The organism is Reyranella sp. (genome assembly GCF_965279465.1).
Taxonomy (GTDB): domain Bacteria; phylum Pseudomonadota; class Alphaproteobacteria; order Reyranellales; family Reyranellaceae; genus Reyranella.
Genome location: NZ_OZ257242.1, coordinates 4,045,247 through 4,063,951, shown reverse-complemented (window position 1 = coordinate 4,063,951; position 18,705 = coordinate 4,045,247). Strand labels below are relative to the sequence as shown.

Genomic DNA, 18,705 nt, shown 5'->3' with positions numbered 1-18,705 from the left:
TCATCCTCTTGCAGACCGCGAGCTTCACATCATCGCTGGGAGCGCGGGTCTCCAGACCCGCTCATGACTCTGAGCGGGTCTGGAGACCCGCGCTCCCAGCCATGACGCGACACTGGAAGGGCTTGCTGATCGGCTCGGCCTTGGCCGCCGCCCTCCTGGCCACGGGGGCACTGGCGCTCGACCGGATCTTTCCGCCGAACCTCGCGCGCTACCAGGAGCGCTCGACGGAAATCGTCGACGCCAACGGCCGCCTGCTGCGCGCCTTCACCACGACCGACGGCATGTGGCGGCTCAAGACCACGCCCGACGAAGTCGATCCGATCTATCGCGCCCTGCTCGAGGCATACGAGGACAACCGTTTCGCGTTCCATCCCGGCGTCGACCCGCTGTCTGTCGTCCGCGCCACCGGGCAGCTCATCACGCACGGGCGCATCGTGTCGGGCGCGTCGACGCTCACCATGCAGGCCGCCCGCCTGCTCGAGCCCCGGCCGCGCACCTTCGTCAACAAGGTGATCGAGGCGGCGCGGGCCGTGCAGCTCGAATGGCGCTATTCGAAACGCGAGGTGCTGGCGATCTACCTCACGCTCGCGCCGATGGGGGGCAATCTGGAGGGCGTGCGGGCAGCTTCCCTGGCCTATTTCGGCAAGGAGCCCAAGCAGCTCAGTGCGGCCGAGGCCGCGCTGCTGGTCGCCATTCCCCAATCACCGTCCCGCCGCCGGCCCGACCGCTCGCCTGCCGCCGCCCAAGCCGGCCGCGACCGCGTGCTGGCGCGCGGGCTGGAGGACGGCGTGATCGATCGCGCGCTGTACGACATGGCGATCGGCCGGCCGGTACCGGAGCGCCGCCTCGCGCTGCCGATGAATGCACCGCATCTCGCGACCTGGCTCGCCGGCCAAGCCCCCGGCGCGGTGGTGCCGACCACGATCCGCTCCCAGCTTCAGTCGTCCCTGAGCCGGCTCGTCGCCGACGAGCGCGGCCAGATGGACGACAAGGCGCAGGTCGCGATGGTCGTCGTGGACAACCGCACGGGCGGCGTGGTGGCCTGGCTTGGAGGCGGCGACTTCTTCGGTCGCGCCGGTCAGGTCGATCTCGTGCGCGCCCATCGCTCACCCGGCTCGGCGTTGAAGCCGATGATCTATGCCCTGGCGTTCGACGACCGCACGCTGCATCCCGAGACGCTGGTCGAGGACGTACCGCTGCGCTTCAAGGACTGGCTGCCGCGCAACTTCGACCGCGAGCACCAGGGCGCCGTGACCGTGCGACGCGCCCTGCAGCAGTCGCTGAACGTCCCGGCCGTGCTCGCACTGGAGAAGGTCGGCCCGGCGCGCTTCCTCTCGACCCTGCGCACCGCCGGCGCGACACCGCTCCTGCCGCCGGGCGATCCTGGCAACTCCCTCGGCATGGCGCTTGGCAGCGTCACGATCACGCCGCTGGAAATGGCCGGGCTCTATTCGGGCCTCGCCAACGGCGGCCGCTTCGCCGTGCCGCAAGTGCGCCGCGACCGGCCGCGGCCCGAGCCGGTGCGCCTCATCGGCGAGGCCGCCGCCTGGTATGTCGGCGACATCCTGGCCGACGCGCCGCTGCCGGAGGGCTTCGCCTCACTGCCGGTCGCCCAGCGCGATCGGCGGATCGCCTACAAGACCGGCACGTCGGCCGGCTACCGCGACGCCTGGGCCGCAGGCTACAGCGCCAACTGGACGGTCGTCGTCTGGGTCGGCCATGCCGATGGCACGCCGCGCCCGGGCCAGCTCGGCCGGCTCGCCGCGCTGCCGCTGATGTTCAAGGCCTTCGGCCGCCTGCCCGGCGAGGACAACCGCGCCCCGCCGGCGCCGGCCGACGTGATGAAGGTCGCCGCGTCGAAAGAGCTGCCGCTCCGCATGCGCATGCTGGGTCCGGCGACGGCGCAGGCCGGCGGCGCACCGCGCATCGCCTATCCGCCACCGGACGCGAAGCTCGAGCTGCGCGCGCATGAGACGGTGGCGCTCGCCGCCGCGGGCGGCAGCGGCACCCTGCGCTGGCTGATCGACGGCCAGCCGCTCGTCGGCAGCAAATGGACGCCCGACAGCGCGGGCGAGACGCGGGTCGCGGTGGTCGACGACGCCGGCCATTCCAGCGCCGTCACCGTACGCATCGTCAGGCGGCCCTGACCGCCAGCACGACAGACGCCAGCAGCAGCACGGCGAAGGCGACGTTGACGATCCGATTGGTGCGCGGATCGCGGAAGAAGCGCGTCATCATCGCGCCGGCCTGCAGCCACAGCAGGTTGACCACGAGGATCACCATCGTGAGCAGCGCGATCTTCAGCGCCGCGTCGAGTGCCAGCCGATCGCGCAGCAGCACGAAGCCCGAAAACAGCGCCGCCATCGCCGCATAGCCCTTGGGATTGACCAGCGACAGCCCGAGCCCGCCGACGAAGCTCGGCGGCCGCCGCTCGCCGCCCTCGACCGCAAGCGGCGGCGCCGCCGCGATCCGCCACGCCAGCCAGACGAAATAGACCGCCGCCGCGACGGTCACGACCGGCGTCGCCCCCGGCACCGCCAGCAGCAGCCCGACCAGCCCGCTCGCCGTGATCGCCATCACGCCGACCATGCCGACGACGATGCCGGCGAGATACCCGACGACCCGCTGCGCCCCGAACGCCGCCCCCGCCGCCGCAAGACTCAGCGTCGCCGGACCGGGACTGCCGGCAAGAGCCACGCCGGCCAACAGGAATCCAGGCAAAGCTTCCATCCCGCCGATATGGCGGCGATCACACGTCGCGTCTTGAACGTTCGTGCACTGCTGGGAGCGCGGCTCTCCAGAGCCGCTCTTTCATGCTCTTCACACGTCCCATGAGCGGCTCTGGAGAGCCGCGCTCCCAGCCGATTCACAACATCCCCCTGTCGTCCTGAGCAAAGCGAAGGACCTCGCGCCTGCTGCAAAGAACGCCGTTGAGCCTGCCGCCAGATCCTTCGCTGCGGTCAGGATGACAGAAAAGAGCCTATCGTCCGTTGCCTGCATATTCGAGACAGGCGCGCACGTCTTCCCGAGAGAGACCAGGATAATTCGTCACGATGTCCGTTTCAGTCCAGCCTTCGGCCAGCAGGGTACTGACAAGCTCCACGGAAAGCCGCGTACCTCGTATGACCGGCTTTCCCGCAAGGACAGCGGGATCGCGCACGATGCGATCGTAGGCGGTAGCACTCACGAACTACGCCGCCTTCGCCTTCAGCGCCTGTGCCACCTTGGAGGCGGGCTCACGGCCAAGAGCCACGCAGATGTCGCGGCCGGCGGCGGCGATGGCGTCGAGGTCGACGCCGTGGGTGATGCCGAGGCCGTTCATCAGGTAGATCACGTCCTCGGTGCCGACATTGCCCGACGCGCCCTTGGCGTAGGGGCAGCCGCCGAGGCCGGCGACGGCGGTGTCGAATACCGCGATGCCGCGCTCCATCACGGCCATGATGTTGGCCAGCGACTGGCCGTAGGTGTCGTGGAAATGCGCCGCGATCTTCTCGCGAGGCACCTTCTCCGCGACCGCATCGATCATGGCGACGCACTCGCCCGGCGTGCCGACGCCGATCGTGTCGCCGAGCGAGACCTCGTAGCAGCCCATGCGGAACAGCCGGTCCGACACCTCGGCGACCTTGGCCGGAGCGACCTTGCCGTCGTACGGGCAGGCGATCACCGTCGAGACATAGCCGCGCACCTTCATGCCATGCTTTTGCGCGGCCTCCATCACCGGCGCGAAGCGCTCGAAGCTCTCGTCGATCGAGCAGTTGGTGTTCTTGCGGCAGAAGGCCTCCGACGCCGCGGTGAAGATCGCGATCTCCTCGCAGCGCGTCTCGACTGCGCCGTTCATGCCCTGCTTGTTGGGCACCAGCACCGGATAGCTAACGCCGGGCTTGCGCTTGATCCCGGCCATCACCGCGTCGGTGTTGGCCATCTGCGGCACCCACTTGGGCGACACGAAGCTGCCCGCCTCCACCGCGCTGTGGCCAGCCGCCGACAGCGCATCGATCAGTTTTACCTTGGCCTCGACCGAGACCGGCTTCGCCTCGTTCTGCAGGCCGTCGCGCGGACCGACTTCGACCAGCCGCACCGTCTTGGGATAATTCATGCTGTTTCCTCCGCCACCCCGCCCGCGCTCCGGACCGGTCACGCCGCCGAAGCGAGACCCGGCTTCACCGTCTGGACGACCTCGAAACCCTCGAAGCTCGGATGGCCGTGATAGAGCGGCTTGTTGTCTCCGGCATTGCGATGGGCCCGGCGGAACGCTTCCGACCGCGTCCATGCCTCGAAATCTTCGCGCGACCGCCAGACGGTATGGGAGGAAAACAGCGTATGGTCCTCGTGATGCGGCCCGCGCAGCAGGTGGAATTCGACAAATCCCGGCACCTTGTCCAGATGGGTGTCTCGCGACAGCCAGACCTGCTCGAACGCTTCCTCCTGCCCCCGGATGACCTGAAAACGATTCATGGCGATGAACATGCGTCCCTCTCCTCACAATCGACTTGCCGGCTCTCGAGCCCGCGTAAAGTAAACGATAGCACGGCTCGGAGTCGTTGCGGAGCAGCACGCTCCTTCGAGGTCGACGGGAGAATCAAGCAACGAGGGTCGCCCCGAGCAGAAGCAAGCCGGCAAAGAACACCCTGCGGAACGTGGCGGCGGAGATCCGCTGGCGCAGCCATTGGCCCACCTGCATGCCGACCAGCGCCGGCACCAGTGCCAGCAGCGAAAGCCAGACGGAACTCATCTGCCAGGCATCGACCCGCAGCAGGCCGACCGCGAGGGCAACAGTCGAGACGGTGAAAGACAGGCCGAGCGCCTGGATCAGTTCGTCCTTCTCCAGCCCGATCGCCTGCAGGTAGGGCACGGCCGGGATCACGAACACGCCGGTCGCGCCGGTGACCAGCCCCGTGGCAGCGCCGACCAGCGGTCCCAGCCAGCCCTCGTGCCGGGCGGCGACGGAGAGGCGGATGCCTGCAAGACCAACGACCGCGTAGACGATGAGCGCGATGCCGAGCCCGATCTTCGCAAGCCCCGCGACATTGCCCGCGAGCACGCCGGCGCCGGCGATCGTGCCGAGCAGAACCGCCGCCATCATCGGCCACAGTCGCCGCGCCAGCGCGGCGAAGCGCGAGCCGGCCATGAGCTGCCAGACATTGGTGACCATCGACGGCACGACCAGGATCGCCGCCGCCTCGGCCGGCGGCAGGGCGAGCGCGAGCAGGCCCATCGCGACGGTCGGCAGTCCCATGCCGATCACGCCCTTCACGAGGCCGGCCAGCAGGAACGTCGCACCGATCAGGATCCATGACATGGCGCAAAACTGTCGGGCGCTGACGCCCGTCACAATGCGGAAGGTGCCGCCCTAGCCTTCGGCCATTCCGAAGGCTAACGTTGGTACGCTCGGATGCGCTGGGAGCGCGGCTCTCCAGAGCCGCTCTTTCTTCGGCCTGCCACATCCCATGAGCAGCTCTGGAGAGCCGCGCTCCCGGCTATCGACGACGTGGAAGTGAAATGCGTTTTGACCTGATCGATCTGCGGCTGGTCCTGAACGTCGCCGACGCCGCCAGCATCACCCATGGCGCGGCGCGCAGCGGTCTCGCGCTGGCCTCGGCAAGCGAGCGCATCCGCGACATGGAGCAGGAGCTCGGCGCGCCCCTCTTCGAGCGCCAACGGCGCGGCGTGGTGCCCACCGCCGCGGGGCTCGCCTTGCTGCATCACGCCCGCCTCGTGATCCACCAACTCGAGGCCATGCGGGGCGAGCTGGGAGGCTTCGCGAAGGGCCTGCGCGGCCGGGTGCGCGTGCTGTCGAACACGGCGGCGACGCTGGAGTTCCTGCCGCCGCTGCTCGGGCCCTTTCTCGCTGCACACCCCCAGGTCGATGTCGAGATCGAGGAGCGGCCCAGTCCCGAGATCGTGCGGGGCGTGGCCGCCGGAAGGGCGGAGATCGGGATCGTCGCCGACGCCGTCGATTCGGCCGCCGAGCTGGAGACCTTTCCCTTTGCCGTGGATCGGCTGGTCCTGGTTACGCCCCTGAAACATCCCCTGGCCGGGGAGCGCCGGATCGGGTTCAGGGAGGCGCTGGCGCATGACTTCGTCGGCCTGTCCACTGGCAGCGCGCTACAGGAGCATCTCGACAGCCACGCCGCCCGCGCCGGAACGGCCCTGCGGCTACGGGTGCGGCTGCCGGGCTTCGACGCGCTCTGCCGGGTGGTGGAAAGCGGCATCGGCGTCGCCGTCGTCTCGCAAACGGCGGCGGCGCGCTGCCGCAAGTCGATGGCGATCCGGGTCGTACCGCTCGCCGATTCCTGGGCGCGCCGGCGGCTGCGGCTCTGCGTCAAGGCCGGGCGCGACCTTCCCGTCCACGCCCGCGCGCTTCTCGATCATCTCAGACGATCGTCTGCTTGAGCTTTCCGGCGCGCGCCAGGACGACGGTGATCGCGGCGAGCGCGAGCACGGTGAGTCCGATCAGCAGGGTCGCGACTGCGGTGATGGTCGGATTCACCTCGAGCACCAGCTCGTTGAACATCTTCTTCGGCACGGTGTCATGCTTGCCGGCGATGAAGGAGGTGACGATCACCTCGTCGAAGCTGCCGATGAAGGCAAAGAGCCAGGCAGCGAAGACGCTGGGAGCGAGGTTGGGCAGCATCACCTTCCAGACCGTGTAGCGCCACGACGCGCCGAGGCTCCAAGCGACCTGCTCGATGCGCGGGTCGAGCTCGCGGATCGCCACGCCCATCACCATCATGACCAGCGGCACGTTGAGCACGGTGTGTGCCAGCACTAGGCCGAGCAGCGAGCCCAGCAGGCCGATCTTGGCCAGAGCGAGATACAGCGCGATGGCGACGATGATCGTGGGCACGATCAGCGGCGCCATGAAGTTGCCCTCGGCCCAGTCACGTCCGGCGAAGCTGCCGCGCCGCAGGCCGTAGGCAGCGAGTCCGCCCAGCACCAGCGCGAGCAGCGACGAGACCGCTGCCACGCCGGTCGAGATCCACATCGCCTCCATCCAGCGCGGATCGCCGAAGAAGGCCTCGTACCAGCGCAGCGAGAAGCCGGGCGGCGGGAAGGTCAGCGCCTTGGCCGAGGAGAACGACATCGGGATCACGATCAGGATCGGCACGGTGAGGAACACCAGGCCAAAGATGCCGACCGCCGCCAGCAAGCGCCGCGTCCAGGGCGAGCCGGTGCTCATGCCTTCCTCGCTCCAGATTCCTCTCCCCCGCTAGGGGGAGAGGTTAGGTGAGGGGGAACAGATGATCGAACGATCAGGCCTGGCCCCCTCACCCGCCCTCTCCCCCTAGCGGGGGCGAGGAGCCTGAAAGCGGACGACGTGAGGTGCTTCATGCCGACGCCTTGCGGTCGAGGCGGCGGTAGGCGGCGAAGATCAGCAAGGTCACGATCAGCAGGATCGTGGAGATCGCAGAGGCCTGCTCCCAGCGCGGGATCTGGTTGATCAGCGTGTCGAGCAGGTTGGAGATCATCGGTACCCGGCCGCCGCCCAGGATCGCGGGCGTGACGTAGAAGCCGAGGCAGAGGATGAAGACGAGCAATGCGCCGGCCGCCAGCGCCGGCAGGGTGAGCGGGAAATAGATCTTCCAGAAGATGGTGCGCGGCGGCGCGCCGAGGGAGGCCGCGGCCTGCAGCAGCCGGTCGTCGATCCGGATCATGGCGGCGAACAGCGGCAGCACGAGGAACGGCAGCAGCACGTTGGCCATGCCGATGGTGACGCCCAGCTCGTTGTAGAGGAACGACACCGGCGCATCGGTGAGGCCGAGCCATTGCAGCGAGCGGTTCACCAGCCCGCCGTTGCCGAGCACGACGATCCAGGCATAGGTGCGCACCAGGATCGACACCCAGAACGGCAGCACGACCAGCGCGATCGCGATCAGCCGCGCACGGTTCTGCAGGCCGCGCATCCAGTGTGCCAGCGGATAGCCGATCGCGACGTTGGCGATGGTGGCGATCAGCGCGATGCGCATGGTGTTGCCGAGCACGCGCAGATAGACCGGCGCCTCGGCCAGCCCCTCATAATGCTCGAGCGTGAAGCCCCGCCCCTTCTCCCAGAAGGCGAGGCCCAGCATGTAGAGGATGGGCAGGTTGAAGGCGACGACCATCAGCACCAGCAGCGGTGCGATGAAGGAAAAGCCGGTGGAGCGCATCTATCGCGTCATGCTTTGTGGACCGCGCCCATCCTGCGCGCTCATGCTCATGAGCGCGCAGGATGGGCGCGGTCCAATGAAGCTACAAACTGAGCTTGAAGGCCTCCCACTTCTTGTTCACGGCCTCGCCGTTGTCGGCCCACCATTCGGCGTTCTCGAAATACTGCACCGCCTTGTTCTGCTTGCTGGTCGGGAACTGCCAGAGCTTGTCCTGCGGCAGCAGCGCGTCGAGGTCGGGGCTCGGGCCGGTGTAGGAGATCACGCCGGCCGCCTTGGCCTGGTTCTCCGGCAGGGACATCTCGTGATAGAGCTTGTAAGCGGCCGCCTTGTCTTCGGGCTTGGCGCCCTTGACGATGGCGATGAACGACAGGTCGGCCTTGCCGCCCGCAAAGTTCAGCCCGAACGCCGGATCGCCGACCACCCGGCCCGACCAGCAGATCGAATACTGGACCTCGTTGTCCTTCATGAGCTGCGGCGGCTGGGCGCCGGCCTTCCACCACACCGCCACGTCCTTCTTGATCTCGTTCAGCTTCTTGAAGGCGAGATCGACGTCGAGCGGGAACAGCTTGTCGATCGGCACGCCGGCCGCCTGGAGCGCGAACGGCAGGCAGTAGTGCGGGAAGTCGGGCAGGCAGCGCTTGCCGGGAAACGCCTTGGTGTCGAAGAACTCGGTGAAGTTCTTCGGCTCCTTGGCGCCCTTGCGCCACGCCATGATGGTGGAGAAGTATTGATAGCCGAAGCCGTACTCGTTCTTCGCCTCGGGGAACATCGCGGCGGGCTTCACCGCCTCCCAATCGATCTTCTCGATCAGGCCGAGCTTCTTGGCCTGCAGGATGATGCCCGATCCGAGCTCGAACAGCGTCGTCGTGGTCTGGCCGCTCTCGACCAACGCACGCAGCTTGCCGAGCGAGCTCGGGCTCTCGCGCACGACCGTGATGCCGGTCTTGGCCTTGAGCGGATCGATGTAGCCGACCTGGATCGACTCGCCCGACGCGCCGCCCGATTCGATCATGCGGATCTCCTTGGACTGCGCGCGCGCCGCCCCGGAGAGGATGCCGACCGCCGGCAGGCTCGCCGCCGCCGCCGCCACGAATGTACGCCTCTTCATCGCCGTCCCCCTTTTGTTGATCATGCCACCGGCCAGATATCGGCCGCATCCCACGACACGGCAACAGGCTCGCCCGCCTGCCACGCCCGGCCGACGAAGGGCGCCGCGGCCACCATGGGCGCCGCGTCCTTGCCGTCCAGCACCAGGTGATAGCGCACCATCTGGCCGAGATAGATTGCCTCGACCACGCGCGCCGGCCTGCCGCCGTTCACGCCGATCGGTTCGAGCCTCACGCGCTCGGGCCGCACCAGCCCGGTGCGTCCACCGTCGAGGCCGACGAAATTGGCAATGCCCAGGAACTCCGCGACGAAACGATTGGCGGGCTTGAGATAGGCCTCGGTCGGCGCCGCGACCTGCTGCGTCCTGCCATGGTTCAGGACCATGATCCGGTCGCTGAGCGACAGCGCCTCCTCCTGGTCGTGGGTCACGAGCAGCGTCGTCACGCCAAGCGTGCGCTGGAGCTGCTTGAGCTCGACCTGCAACTCCTCGCGCAGCTTGCGGTCGAGCGCGCCGAGCGGCTCGTCGAGCAGCAGGATGTCTGGCTTGAACACGATCGCGCGCGCCAGCGCCACCCTCTGCTGCTGGCCACCGGAAAGCTGCGACGGCCGGCGGTCGTGCAGGCCGTCGAGGCGCACCAGCTTGAGCGCTTCGAGCGCCTTCGCGCGCGCCGGAGGCCCGGTGATCTTCCGCACGCCCAGGGGAAACAACACGTTCTCCAGCACCGTCATGTGCGGGAACAGCGCGTAGGACTGGAACACCAAGCCGATGTTGCGCTCCTGCGCCGTCGCCTCGGTCACGTCGCGCCCGCCGATGAAGATACGGCCCGCCGTCGGCCGGTTGAGGCCCGCGATCAGCGACAGCAATGTCGTCTTGCCCGACCCGCTCGGCCCCAGGATGGTGACGAACTCGCCCTGCGCGACCGCGAGATCGACCTCGTCCGCCGCCGCGACCGTCCCGTAGCGCCTGGTCACGCCTTCGAGGCGGATATCGCTCATGCGATCGACGCCATCGCTCTATCGGCCGCCGCCAGCGTCTCGTCGACGATCGCGTCGTCGTGCGCGGTGGAGAGGAACCACTTGGCCTGCTGGTTGGTGCGGATGCCCTCTTCCTGCAGCGCGCAATGGAACGCCAGCGCCTTGTCGCGGTCGCAGGCGACGGCGTCGCGATAGTTGGACGGCGCCGGGCCGTCGGTGAAGAAGACCTGGAAGATCGCGGGCAATCCCTGCACTCGCGCGGGCACCTTGTGCTTCCTGCAGATCGCGGCGAGCCCCTGCATCAGCCGCGTGCCGCGCGCTTCGAGGTCGCGATAGACCCCGCCGTCGTCCGCCTCCAGCACGTCGAGCGCCGCCAGCGCGGCGGCCATGCTCTGGACGTTGCCGTTGTAGGTGCCGCCGTGCATCACGCCCTTGTCGAGCAGCGTATCCATCACGTCGCGCCGGCCGCCGACCAGGGCGAGCGGAAAGCCCGCCGCCACGGCCTTGGCGTAGACCGTGAGGTCGGCCGTGACGCCGTAGCGCCCCTGCGCCCCACGCAGCCCGGCGCGAAAACCGGTGATGACCTCGTCGCAGATGAACAGCGCCCCGTTCGCGCGGCAGAGATCGCGCACGCCCTCGAGATAGCCCGGCTTGGGCTCGGTCGGCCCGCCGTTGACCATCACGGGCTCCATGATGACGGCGGCGATCTCGCCCTTGTGGCGCTCGAAGGCCTGGGCCAGCAGCTCGAGATCGTTCCAGCCGGCGACGACGGTGTCGTCGAGCACGCTCGGCGGCATGCCGGGCGAGCCCGCGACCGGCACCGGCGCGTCGGCCGGGCCGGCCTCGTTCAGCGACGGCCGGGCGCTGATGTAGGCCTGGTCGGTCCAGCCGTGATAGTGGCCTTCGAACTTCAGGATCTTCGTGCGTCCGGTGAAGGCGCGGGCCAGGCGAAAGGCCATCAGCACCGCTTCGGTGCCCGAGGTCGCGAAGCGCACGACCTCGATGCCCGGCAGCAGCCGGCACAGCCGCTCGGCCAGCTCGGTCTCGCGCGGATGCTGCGCGGCATAGACCTGCCCCAGCGCCAGCGTCGCGGCCACGGCGTCGACCACCGGCTTCGGCGCATGGCCCAGGATGGCCGGGCCGTTACCGAGCACATAGTCGATATGCACGTTGCCATCGACATCGTAGAGCCGCGCGCCCTCGCCGCGGTCGAAGAACAGCGGCACCGGCGTGGCGGCATAGCGTACGTTGCTGCTGACGCCGCCCGCCAGGGTCTGCTTCGTCCGCTCATAGAGTTCGATCGACTTGGCGTAGTTGCGCATGATCCCTCACCCAGCAAGAACGATGCCTTGAGCCCTCTCTTCGGGCAATCGAAATTTGTGATCACAAATTCGAGCGAGCTCGGCTATGCTGCCGGCCGATGGCGCCGAAAGCCTCCGACGACACCTCCCTGCGCAGCCATGTCTACGACTGGCTGCGCGAGGCGTTGACGGCCGGCCGGTTCACGCCGGGGCAGAAGCTGTCGTTCCGCTTCATCGCCGGCACCGTGGGCGTCAGCCTGACGCCGGTGCGCGAGGCGATCCGCCGGCTGGTCGCCGAGGGCGCCTTCGAGATGCGGCCCAATCGGTCGGTCCGTGTGCCGCTCATGACGCGCGACAGGATCCTCGAGCTGCGCGACATCCGGCTGGCGCTCGAAGGATTGGCGGCAGAGAAGGCCGCCGCCGTCGCCACCCGCGAGCAGGCAGCACGGCTTCGCCGGATCGCCAACGAGCTGCTCGCCGCGCGCAGCCGCGGCGACACCGCGGCGGACCGGGCCAAGATCCGCGAATTCCATTTCGCCCTTTACGCCATCGCCGGCCAGCCGACCCTGCTACGCGTCATCGAAGGCCTGTGGCTGCAGACCGGCCCCTACATGAATCTGCTCTATCCCGACTTCGTCGCCTCGCCGCGCGGACCCGAACGCCGCCTGCGGATCATCAAGGCGGTGGCGGCGCACGATGCGGTCGCGGCACGGCGCGACATCGAAGGCGATATCGGTGACGCCCTGTCCTATGTCGCCGCCCTGGCCGACGAGGACGGCATGATCGCTCCCGCCCAGCCGGTCGATGCGAAACGCCGGCGCGGCCGGCCTTCCCCATCGCCCGCCAGCCCCTTAGGTTTCGTCTAACCAGCAGAGGACGTCTCAATGGCCCAGCAACTCAGCAATCAGCGCATCGCGTGGTTCAACGGCAAGTTCATGCCGGAAGTCGAGGTCGTGATCCCCTTCCGAGACCGGAGCTGGAAGTACGGCGACGGCGCCTTCGACATGACGCGCACCTTCGAGGGCACGCCGTTCCGGCTGAAGGAGCATATCGACCGGTTCTACCGCTCGCTGCGCTACCTGCAGATCGATCCGGGCATCTCGCCCAAGGAGATGGTCGCCAACAGCGAGGCGGTCGTCGAGAAGAACGAGCACCTGCGCGGCGCCGTCGGCGACTGGTGGGTCGGCCAGAGGGTGAGCCGCGGCGTCGATGCCGTAGGCGACGAGGGCTGGGAGCACACCGGGCCGAACGTCGTGATCGAGGTGCTGCCGCTGCCGCTCGCCAAGCGCGCCAAGCTCTATCGCGACGGCGCCGAGGTGATCACCACCACGGTGCGCCGCACCGCGCCATCGATGCTCTCGCCGCGCGCCAAGACGCACAACTATCTCAACATGATCATGGCCGAGAAGCCGGTGAAGGCGATGAACCCCGACGCCTGGGGCCTGCTGCTCGACGAGAACGGCAACCTGGCCGAGGGGTTGGGCTCCAACATCTTCATCGTCACCGGCGGCGAGCTGTTCACGCCGTCGGAGCGCTACGTGCTGCCCGGCGTGTCGCGCCAGATGACGATCGACATGGCCAAGCAGCTCGGCATCAAGTGCACGGTGGGCGACATCGACATGTTCGACGCCGCCAACGCCGAGGAGATGTTCCTGACCTCGACCAGCCTCTGCATCCTGCCCGTCCGCAGCTTCAACGGCGCGCCGGTCGCCGACGGCAAGATCCCGGGCCCGATCACCAAGCAGCTGATCGACGCCTATGCGAAGGACGTCGGCTGCGACTTCGTCGGCCAGTATCTGAAGTTCCTCCAGTAATCCGATACCTCCAGAGTCTCGAGCCTCCCTCCCCCGCTTCGCGGGGGAGGAAAGTGCAAGGCTCTCACCCCGCTGCCGACACGGGCCGTGCGCCCGACCATGTTCCGGAGGGTCCCCCGAACAAGATCTGCACGAAGCCCGCAACGATGCCCAGCGACACGCCGAATCGCCAGGCGAAGTCGTAGTTGCCGAACATGTCGAAGATCATGCCGCCGCCCCAGGCGCCCATGACCGAGCCCATCTGGTGGATGACGAACGAAACGCCCAGCAGCGTGGCCATGTTGCGCGTGCCGAACAGGTCGGCCACATAGCCCGACACCAGCGGAATGACGCCCAGCCACAGCATCCCCATCGCCGCCGCGAAGAGGATCGTGGTGACGGGAGTGGGCGGCAGCAGGAAATAGACCATCAGCACGATGGATCGCGCGAGATAGGTCAGCCCGAGCAGGACGTTCTTGAGGTGGCGCTGTCCCAGGTAGCCGGCAAGCAGGCAGCCCGCGATGTTGATGCCGCCGATGATGGCCAGCGCCGTTGCACCGAGCATCGGGTCCTGGCCGCAGAGCGCCAGGTAGTTCGGCAGGTGCGTGTTGATGAAGACCAACTGCAGCCCGCAGACGAAATGCGTACCGCACAACACGACGAAGCGGCGGTTGCGCAACGCCTCTCCGATCGCCGCAGCAGCCGACGCCCGCTGCAGCGACGGCTGAGGCAGGCGGTCTACCCGCCCGGTGATCATCGCCGCCGGCACCATCGCCGCCGCGAGCAGCACGAACAGCGCCGCTCCCCATCGCCAGTCCCACGCGCCGAGCAGCGCCTGCAGGACGGGCGCGATCACGAGCGTGCCGACCGAGGAGAAGGCGCCGACGATACCGAGGACCACGCTGCGCCGCTCGGGTGACGCAGCGCGCGCCGTAGCCGTCATCGCCAGCGACGATCCGGTGCAGGCGATGCCGACGCCGAGCAACACCTGCGCCAGGGCAAATGTCCAGAAGCCCGCGGCGGTTGTCAGGGCCACCATCGCGGCGACGTATGCCATTGCTCCCAGCACCATGACCGGACGCAATCCCCAGCGGTCGCCCATGGCGCCCAGCGGCGCCTGTGCCAGCCCCCATATGACGTTTTGAATGGCTATCGCGAAGGTGAAATCCGAAGCCGACAGGCCCAGCGCATGCGTCATCGGCGGCAGGAAAAGCCCCAGGCACTGGCGCATGCCCATCGCGAGGCTCATCATCACCGAGGCGGCGATCAGGATCGGCAAGGCGTTGGCCCTGCTCATAACGGTCATGCTGGTGCGTTTCCTCTTTTGCGTTTTGCGCCAGCGTGCCGCTATCGGGCCACGGGTCAAGAGCTGCTTGCCCGAAGTGTCGCTGCACGAACGGCCGGCCTGGACGGGACAACGCCGTTTCGCTGCCCTGCGTGTCAACCCGCTCGAACGTCCCGATCTTCGGGCATCTCCAATGTTTCCAGATCGCCGGTCGAGCGTCGCCGGGCTTCGACCGCTAACTCTCAGTCCGACAGGTTGCTAGGCTGAGGCTGGCATTTGCCGCGCGGAGCAAACAATGGCCTATGAGTTGTGGGCGACCTACTCGGTCAAGGATCATCTGGAGCCGCGCCGCCTCGCGGCCGATCTCATGCTGTTCGACCGATTGGTGTTTCCGGTGCCCGAGCAGGGACGCTTTCCCCCGAATAGCGGCTCGCCGGTTGATATCGGGCCGGTCGAATGGGTACGCGACGAAGTGGAATGGGCGCGCTGGGAATTGCAGGCGTGGGAACCCGAGGCTCAACAGCAGTTGCTGGAATGGCTGGGTCCTGCGGTCCGGAAGGTGTCGTGGTCGGGCGCCGGCTTGGTGCGCGAGCGCTATCGCGCGGAGGCGGCGCGGCTCGCCAGCATGAACGTGCCCGACTACGCCTTCGTCGCGACCCGCACCGCGATGACGCGGGACCTGCCGGCCTATGTCGAAGGGGTGGCCGCAATAGGCCCGTCCTATCGGAGCTTCGTGGATTTCGAGAAGGAGTGCGCAACCGGGCCGCTCGACCAAGCGCGTGATCTGCCGGGTAGCATGTTGACAGTGGTGCTGGGTGCCGAATTCCTGACGCCCGATCCCGAGGATGATCGGACGACCGAGCTCCTGCTGCGTGAAACGGCCGAGTTCGTTTCGGGCAACGCGAAATTCCGGTCGAGCCGCGCCGCCTTCCATGAGTGGCAGCGCAAGTTCCTGAATCCCGAGGACAGGACGGACGCCGCCTCTGTAAAACGCGCCGTCGAAGAGATGCGCGACCTTGTGGCCGCCGCCAACGCCGCCGCCGGGCAGCTCAAAATCCGCAAGACGATCCGGAACGTCTTCCGCCTCGCGCCAATCGGGCTCGGCCTTGCCAGCGCCTTTGCCGGCGGCGGGCTGGTCTTCGCCGTGAGCGGCGCTTGCATCTCGCTGGGATCCTTCGCGATCGACGAGAAACTGTTCAAATCGTCTGAGCAGGGCCAGCCGCCGCCCGCTGCCTTCGTGCGCGACGCGCGGCGGCATTTCGGCTGGAAGGACTAGGCGAGGCAGGGGGAGAGGATGAGGCTCACTCGAACTCGACCAGCTCGGCGCCCTCGGGGACCTGCTCGCCGACGGCGTAGCGCACGCTCTTGACCGTGCCGTCGGCCGGGGCCGCGAGCGTGTGCTCCATCTTCATCGCCTCGAGCACGAGCAGCGGCTGGCCCTTGCTCACTGTGTCGCCCGCTTTGACCCGGAGGTCGATGATCTTGCCGGGCAGCGGCGAGCGCACGGCCGTCTCGTCCGCGGCCAGCGCCTCGTACTGCGTGACATCGAGCGGATCGACCAGCCGCAGGCGGCGGCTGCGGCCGTCGGCGAACAGCGTGTAGTCGATGCCGCCATCGTTGGCGGTACGGCGCACCACGGCGGCCGTGAAAGTGTCATCGCCCAGCCGGATCGCGAGCCGGCCTTCCTCCGCGCGCTGCACCCATGCCTCGAGCGTGCCGCCCGGCAACTGAAGGGCGATCCCGCCGTCGCGATGGCGGCGCGCGATTACAGCGACCTCGCGCTCACCGTCCTTCCAGCGCACCTCGTCGTGGCCCTCCTCGAGGAAGCGAAAGCCGGTCTGCGCGCTCCACGGCGACCACGGATCGCCCGACGCCGTCGGTGGTGGCGCGGCCTCGCGCCATTCGACGAGGCGGGCCAGGGTGGCGACGGCAAAGGCACGATCGTCGGCCTCGGCCAGCTTCGCAAAGAGATCGCCGCGATAGCGCTCGATGAACCCGGTATCGACCTCGCCGCCGACGAAAGCCGGATGAGAGCACAGCGCCTTGAGCAACTGGGCGTTGGTCGTCACGCCGACCACCTCGGTCTCGTCCATCAGCGCCGCCATGCGCCGTAACGCGGAGGTTCGGTCGCGATCGTGAACGATCACCTTGGCGATCATCGGGTCGTAGAACGGCGTAACGGTATCGCCCTCGCGTACGCCTGTATCGACGCGGACATGCGCGTTCTCCTGTGGCAGCCGGAGATGGACCAGCGTGCCGGTCGAGGGCAGGAAATTCCGCGCCGGGTCCTCGGCATAGAGCCGGACCTCGACCGCGTGGCCGTCGATGCGGAGAGCGTCCTGCGTCAACGGCATCCGGCCGCCGGCCGCCACGACGAGCTGCCATTCGACCAGGTCCTGCCCGGTGATCATCTCGGTCACCGGATGCTCGACCTGGAGACGCGTGTTCATCTCCATGAAGTAGAAGCTGCCGTCCTGGTTGGCGATGAACTCGACGGTGCCCGCGCCGACATAGCCGATTGCCTTTGCGGCGGCGACGGCCGCCTCGCCCATCTGCCGGCGGCGCGCCGGGTCCATGTTCGGCGCCGGCGCCTCCTCGATCACCTTCTGGTGGCGACGCTGGATCGAGCAATCGCGCTCGAAGAGGTAGAGGCAGTTGCCGTGCGTGTCGGCGAAGACCTGGATCTCGATATGGCGCGGCCGGGTGAGATACTTCTCGACCAGCACGTGATCGTCGGCGAACGACGCCTTGGCCTCGCGCTTGGCGCCGGCCAGCGCATCGGCGAACTTCGCCGCCGCCTCGACCACGCGCATGCCCTTGCCGCCGCCGCCGGCCGAGGCCTTGATCAGCACCGGGAAGCCGATGCACTCGGCCTCCTTCGCCAGCAGCTCGGGCGACTGGTCGTCGCCGTGATAGCCCGGCACCAGCGGCACCGCAGCCTTCTCCATGATCTTCTTGGCTTCGCTCTTGGAGCCCATCGCGCGGATCGCCGCGGGCGGCGGTCCGATGAAGACGATGCCGGCCTGGGCGCAGGCCTCGGCGAAGCCGGCATTCTCCGACAGGAAGCCGTAGCCGGGATGGATCGCCTGCGCGCCGGTGCGCCGGGCCGCGTCGAGGATCTTGTCGACCACGAGGTAGCTGTCGCGCGCCTGCGAGCCGCCGATATGGACGGCCTCGTCGGCCATCGCGACATGGCGCGCGCCGCGATCGGCATCGGAGAAGACCGCGACGGTCTTGATGCCGAGCCGCCGTGCCGTCTTGATGACCCGGCAGGCGATCTCGCCGCGATTGGCGATCAGTATCTTGGCAAACATCAGACGGCCCACTTCGGCTTGCGCTTGGCGAGGAACGCGCTCATGCCTTCGAGCGCCTCCTCGGTGACGGACTGGTTGGCAACGTGCTCGCCCAATATGTCGGCGGCGCTGGAATCGTGCGGCACGGCGTCGATCCGGGTGACGAGCTTCTTGATCAGCGTCTGCACCGAGGGCGCGCCGAGCTTCAGCTCCTGCGCGAGCGCCGCCACCGTGGCATCAAGCGCGTCGTCCTCGACGACCTGGTCGACGATGCCGAGGCGCTGCGCCGTCGCAGAATCGAACATGCCGCCGTGCATCAGGAGCTGCCGCGCCACGCGGGGCCCGACCGTCTCGATCAGGACGGGAATGGCGATCGCGGCCAGCAGCCCGTTGCGGACCGAGGTAAGGCCGAAACGCGCCGACGAGACGGCGACGACGAAGTCGCAGGCCAGCATCATGCCGATGCCGCCGCCCACCGCCGCGCCATGGACGCGCGCAATCGACGGCTTGGGGAAGTCGTAGATCGCCTGGACCGCGCCCATCATGGCATCGGCGCCGGCGTGGCGCGTGATGGCGTCGAGCTCCGGCCAGCTCAGCACCCAGTTGAAGTCGCCGCCGGCCGAGAAGACCCTGCCCTCGCCGGCCAGCACCATGACCCGCACCGCGTCGTCGGCGGCGAAGGCTTCGACCGCGTCGCGGATCGCCCGCGCGGTATCGGCGTCGAGGGAATTCATCTGCTCGCCGCGGCAGAGCCGCAGGCTCGCGATGCCGTCCTCGACGGACGTCTGGACCGATGCACTCATG

Annotated in this window: 18 protein-coding genes; 5 read left to right on the top strand and 13 right to left on the bottom strand. The window is 68.2% G+C overall.

Annotation, left to right across the window (positions count from 1 at the left end):
• Positions 1-101: 101 nt before the first annotated feature.
• Positions 102-2,147, top strand: a complete 2,046-nt coding sequence (pbpC, locus tag ACQY8M_RS19795) for a penicillin-binding protein 1C (RefSeq protein WP_428658497.1) — start codon at positions 102-104, stop codon at positions 2,145-2,147.
• On the opposite strand, the gene ACQY8M_RS19790 is transcribed toward pbpC, so the two are convergent.
• From ACQY8M_RS19790 to ACQY8M_RS19770, 5 genes are all read right to left on the bottom strand, one after another.
• Positions 2,134-2,721 (bottom strand): LysE family translocator, encoded by a 588-nt coding sequence (locus tag ACQY8M_RS19790; protein ID WP_428658494.1) that lies wholly within the window; start codon positions 2,719-2,721, stop codon positions 2,134-2,136. The genes pbpC and ACQY8M_RS19790 overlap by 14 nt on opposite strands.
• A 259-nt stretch (positions 2,722-2,980) precedes the next feature.
• Positions 2,981-3,187, bottom strand: a complete 207-nt coding sequence (locus tag ACQY8M_RS19785; RefSeq protein WP_428658491.1) for a DUF433 domain-containing protein — start codon at positions 3,185-3,187, stop codon at positions 2,981-2,983.
• 3 nt (positions 3,188-3,190) lie between these two features.
• On the bottom strand, positions 3,191-4,096 hold the full coding sequence (locus tag ACQY8M_RS19780) for a hydroxymethylglutaryl-CoA lyase (protein ID WP_428658488.1): 906 nt from the start codon (positions 4,094-4,096) through the stop codon (positions 3,191-3,193).
• A 38-nt stretch (positions 4,097-4,134) separates the two neighbouring features.
• Entirely contained in the window at positions 4,135-4,467 is a 333-nt protein-coding gene (locus tag ACQY8M_RS19775) for an antibiotic biosynthesis monooxygenase family protein (RefSeq protein WP_428658485.1), read from the bottom strand.
• Between the two features lie 112 nt (positions 4,468-4,579).
• Complete coding sequence (locus ACQY8M_RS19770; protein ID WP_428658482.1) at positions 4,580-5,299, bottom strand: sulfite exporter TauE/SafE family protein; 720 nt, start codon at positions 5,297-5,299, stop codon at positions 4,580-4,582.
• Positions 5,300-5,499: 200 nt separating this feature from the next.
• On the opposite strand from ACQY8M_RS19770, the gene ACQY8M_RS19765 reads away from it, so the two are divergent.
• Positions 5,500-6,393, top strand: coding sequence for a LysR substrate-binding domain-containing protein (locus ACQY8M_RS19765; RefSeq protein WP_428658479.1), 894 nt, complete (start codon positions 5,500-5,502; stop codon positions 6,391-6,393).
• On the opposite strand, the gene ACQY8M_RS19760 is transcribed toward ACQY8M_RS19765, so the two are convergent.
• The 5 genes from ACQY8M_RS19760 to ACQY8M_RS19740 form a co-directional block, all read right to left on the bottom strand.
• Positions 6,374-7,180, bottom strand: coding sequence for an ABC transporter permease (locus tag ACQY8M_RS19760; RefSeq protein ID WP_428658476.1), 807 nt, complete (start codon positions 7,178-7,180; stop codon positions 6,374-6,376). The genes ACQY8M_RS19765 and ACQY8M_RS19760 overlap by 20 nt on opposite strands.
• A 148-nt stretch (positions 7,181-7,328) precedes the next feature.
• Positions 7,329-8,147 (bottom strand): ABC transporter permease, encoded by an 819-nt coding sequence (locus ACQY8M_RS19755; RefSeq protein ID WP_428658473.1) that lies wholly within the window; start codon positions 8,145-8,147, stop codon positions 7,329-7,331.
• 82 nt (positions 8,148-8,229) lie between these two features.
• Positions 8,230-9,255: an extracellular solute-binding protein gene (locus tag ACQY8M_RS19750; protein WP_428658470.1), complete on the bottom strand. Its 1,026-nt coding sequence runs from the start codon at positions 9,253-9,255 to the stop codon at positions 8,230-8,232.
• 20 nt (positions 9,256-9,275) lie between these two features.
• Positions 9,276-10,250, bottom strand: coding sequence for an ABC transporter ATP-binding protein (locus ACQY8M_RS19745; protein WP_428658467.1), 975 nt, complete (start codon positions 10,248-10,250; stop codon positions 9,276-9,278).
• Positions 10,247-11,551, bottom strand: coding sequence for an aspartate aminotransferase family protein (locus ACQY8M_RS19740; RefSeq protein ID WP_428658464.1), 1,305 nt, complete (start codon positions 11,549-11,551; stop codon positions 10,247-10,249). Before ACQY8M_RS19740 ends, ACQY8M_RS19745 begins: the two co-directional genes overlap by 4 nt.
• Positions 11,552-11,649: 98 nt before the next feature.
• Here ACQY8M_RS19740 and ACQY8M_RS19735 point away from each other — a divergent pair, with 98 nt between their 5' ends.
• Together ACQY8M_RS19735 and ACQY8M_RS19730 are read left to right on the top strand one after the other, a co-directional pair.
• Positions 11,650-12,396 carry a GntR family transcriptional regulator gene (locus tag ACQY8M_RS19735; RefSeq protein WP_428658462.1) on the top strand — a complete coding sequence of 249 codons (747 nt, stop codon included), beginning with the start codon at positions 11,650-11,652 and terminating at the stop codon, positions 12,394-12,396.
• Positions 12,397-12,414: 18 nt separating this feature from the next.
• Positions 12,415-13,344: an aminotransferase class IV gene (locus tag ACQY8M_RS19730; protein ID WP_428658459.1), complete on the top strand. Its 930-nt coding sequence runs from the start codon at positions 12,415-12,417 to the stop codon at positions 13,342-13,344.
• Between the two features lie 64 nt (positions 13,345-13,408).
• Here the strand turns inward: ACQY8M_RS19730 and ACQY8M_RS19725 are convergent, their stop codons facing one another.
• On the bottom strand, positions 13,409-14,629 hold the full coding sequence (locus ACQY8M_RS19725; RefSeq protein WP_428658456.1) for an MFS transporter: 1,221 nt from the start codon (positions 14,627-14,629) through the stop codon (positions 13,409-13,411).
• Positions 14,630-14,903: 274 nt separating this feature from the next.
• Between ACQY8M_RS19725 and ACQY8M_RS19720 the strand changes: the two genes are divergently transcribed.
• Positions 14,904-15,884 carry a hypothetical protein gene (locus ACQY8M_RS19720; protein WP_428658453.1) on the top strand — a complete coding sequence of 327 codons (981 nt, stop codon included), beginning with the start codon at positions 14,904-14,906 and terminating at the stop codon, positions 15,882-15,884.
• A gap of 25 nt (positions 15,885-15,909) precedes the next feature.
• Here ACQY8M_RS19720 and ACQY8M_RS19715 read toward each other — a convergent pair whose 3' ends face one another.
• Complete coding sequence (locus ACQY8M_RS19715; RefSeq protein WP_428658450.1) at positions 15,910-17,922, bottom strand: acetyl/propionyl/methylcrotonyl-CoA carboxylase subunit alpha; 2,013 nt, start codon at positions 17,920-17,922, stop codon at positions 15,910-15,912.
• Positions 17,922-18,704 carry an enoyl-CoA hydratase/isomerase family protein gene (locus ACQY8M_RS19710; protein ID WP_428658448.1) on the bottom strand — a complete coding sequence of 261 codons (783 nt, stop codon included), beginning with the start codon at positions 18,702-18,704 and terminating at the stop codon, positions 17,922-17,924. The genes ACQY8M_RS19715 and ACQY8M_RS19710 overlap by 1 nt, the downstream gene beginning before the upstream one ends.
• Between the last annotated feature and the right edge of the window lies 1 nt (position 18,705).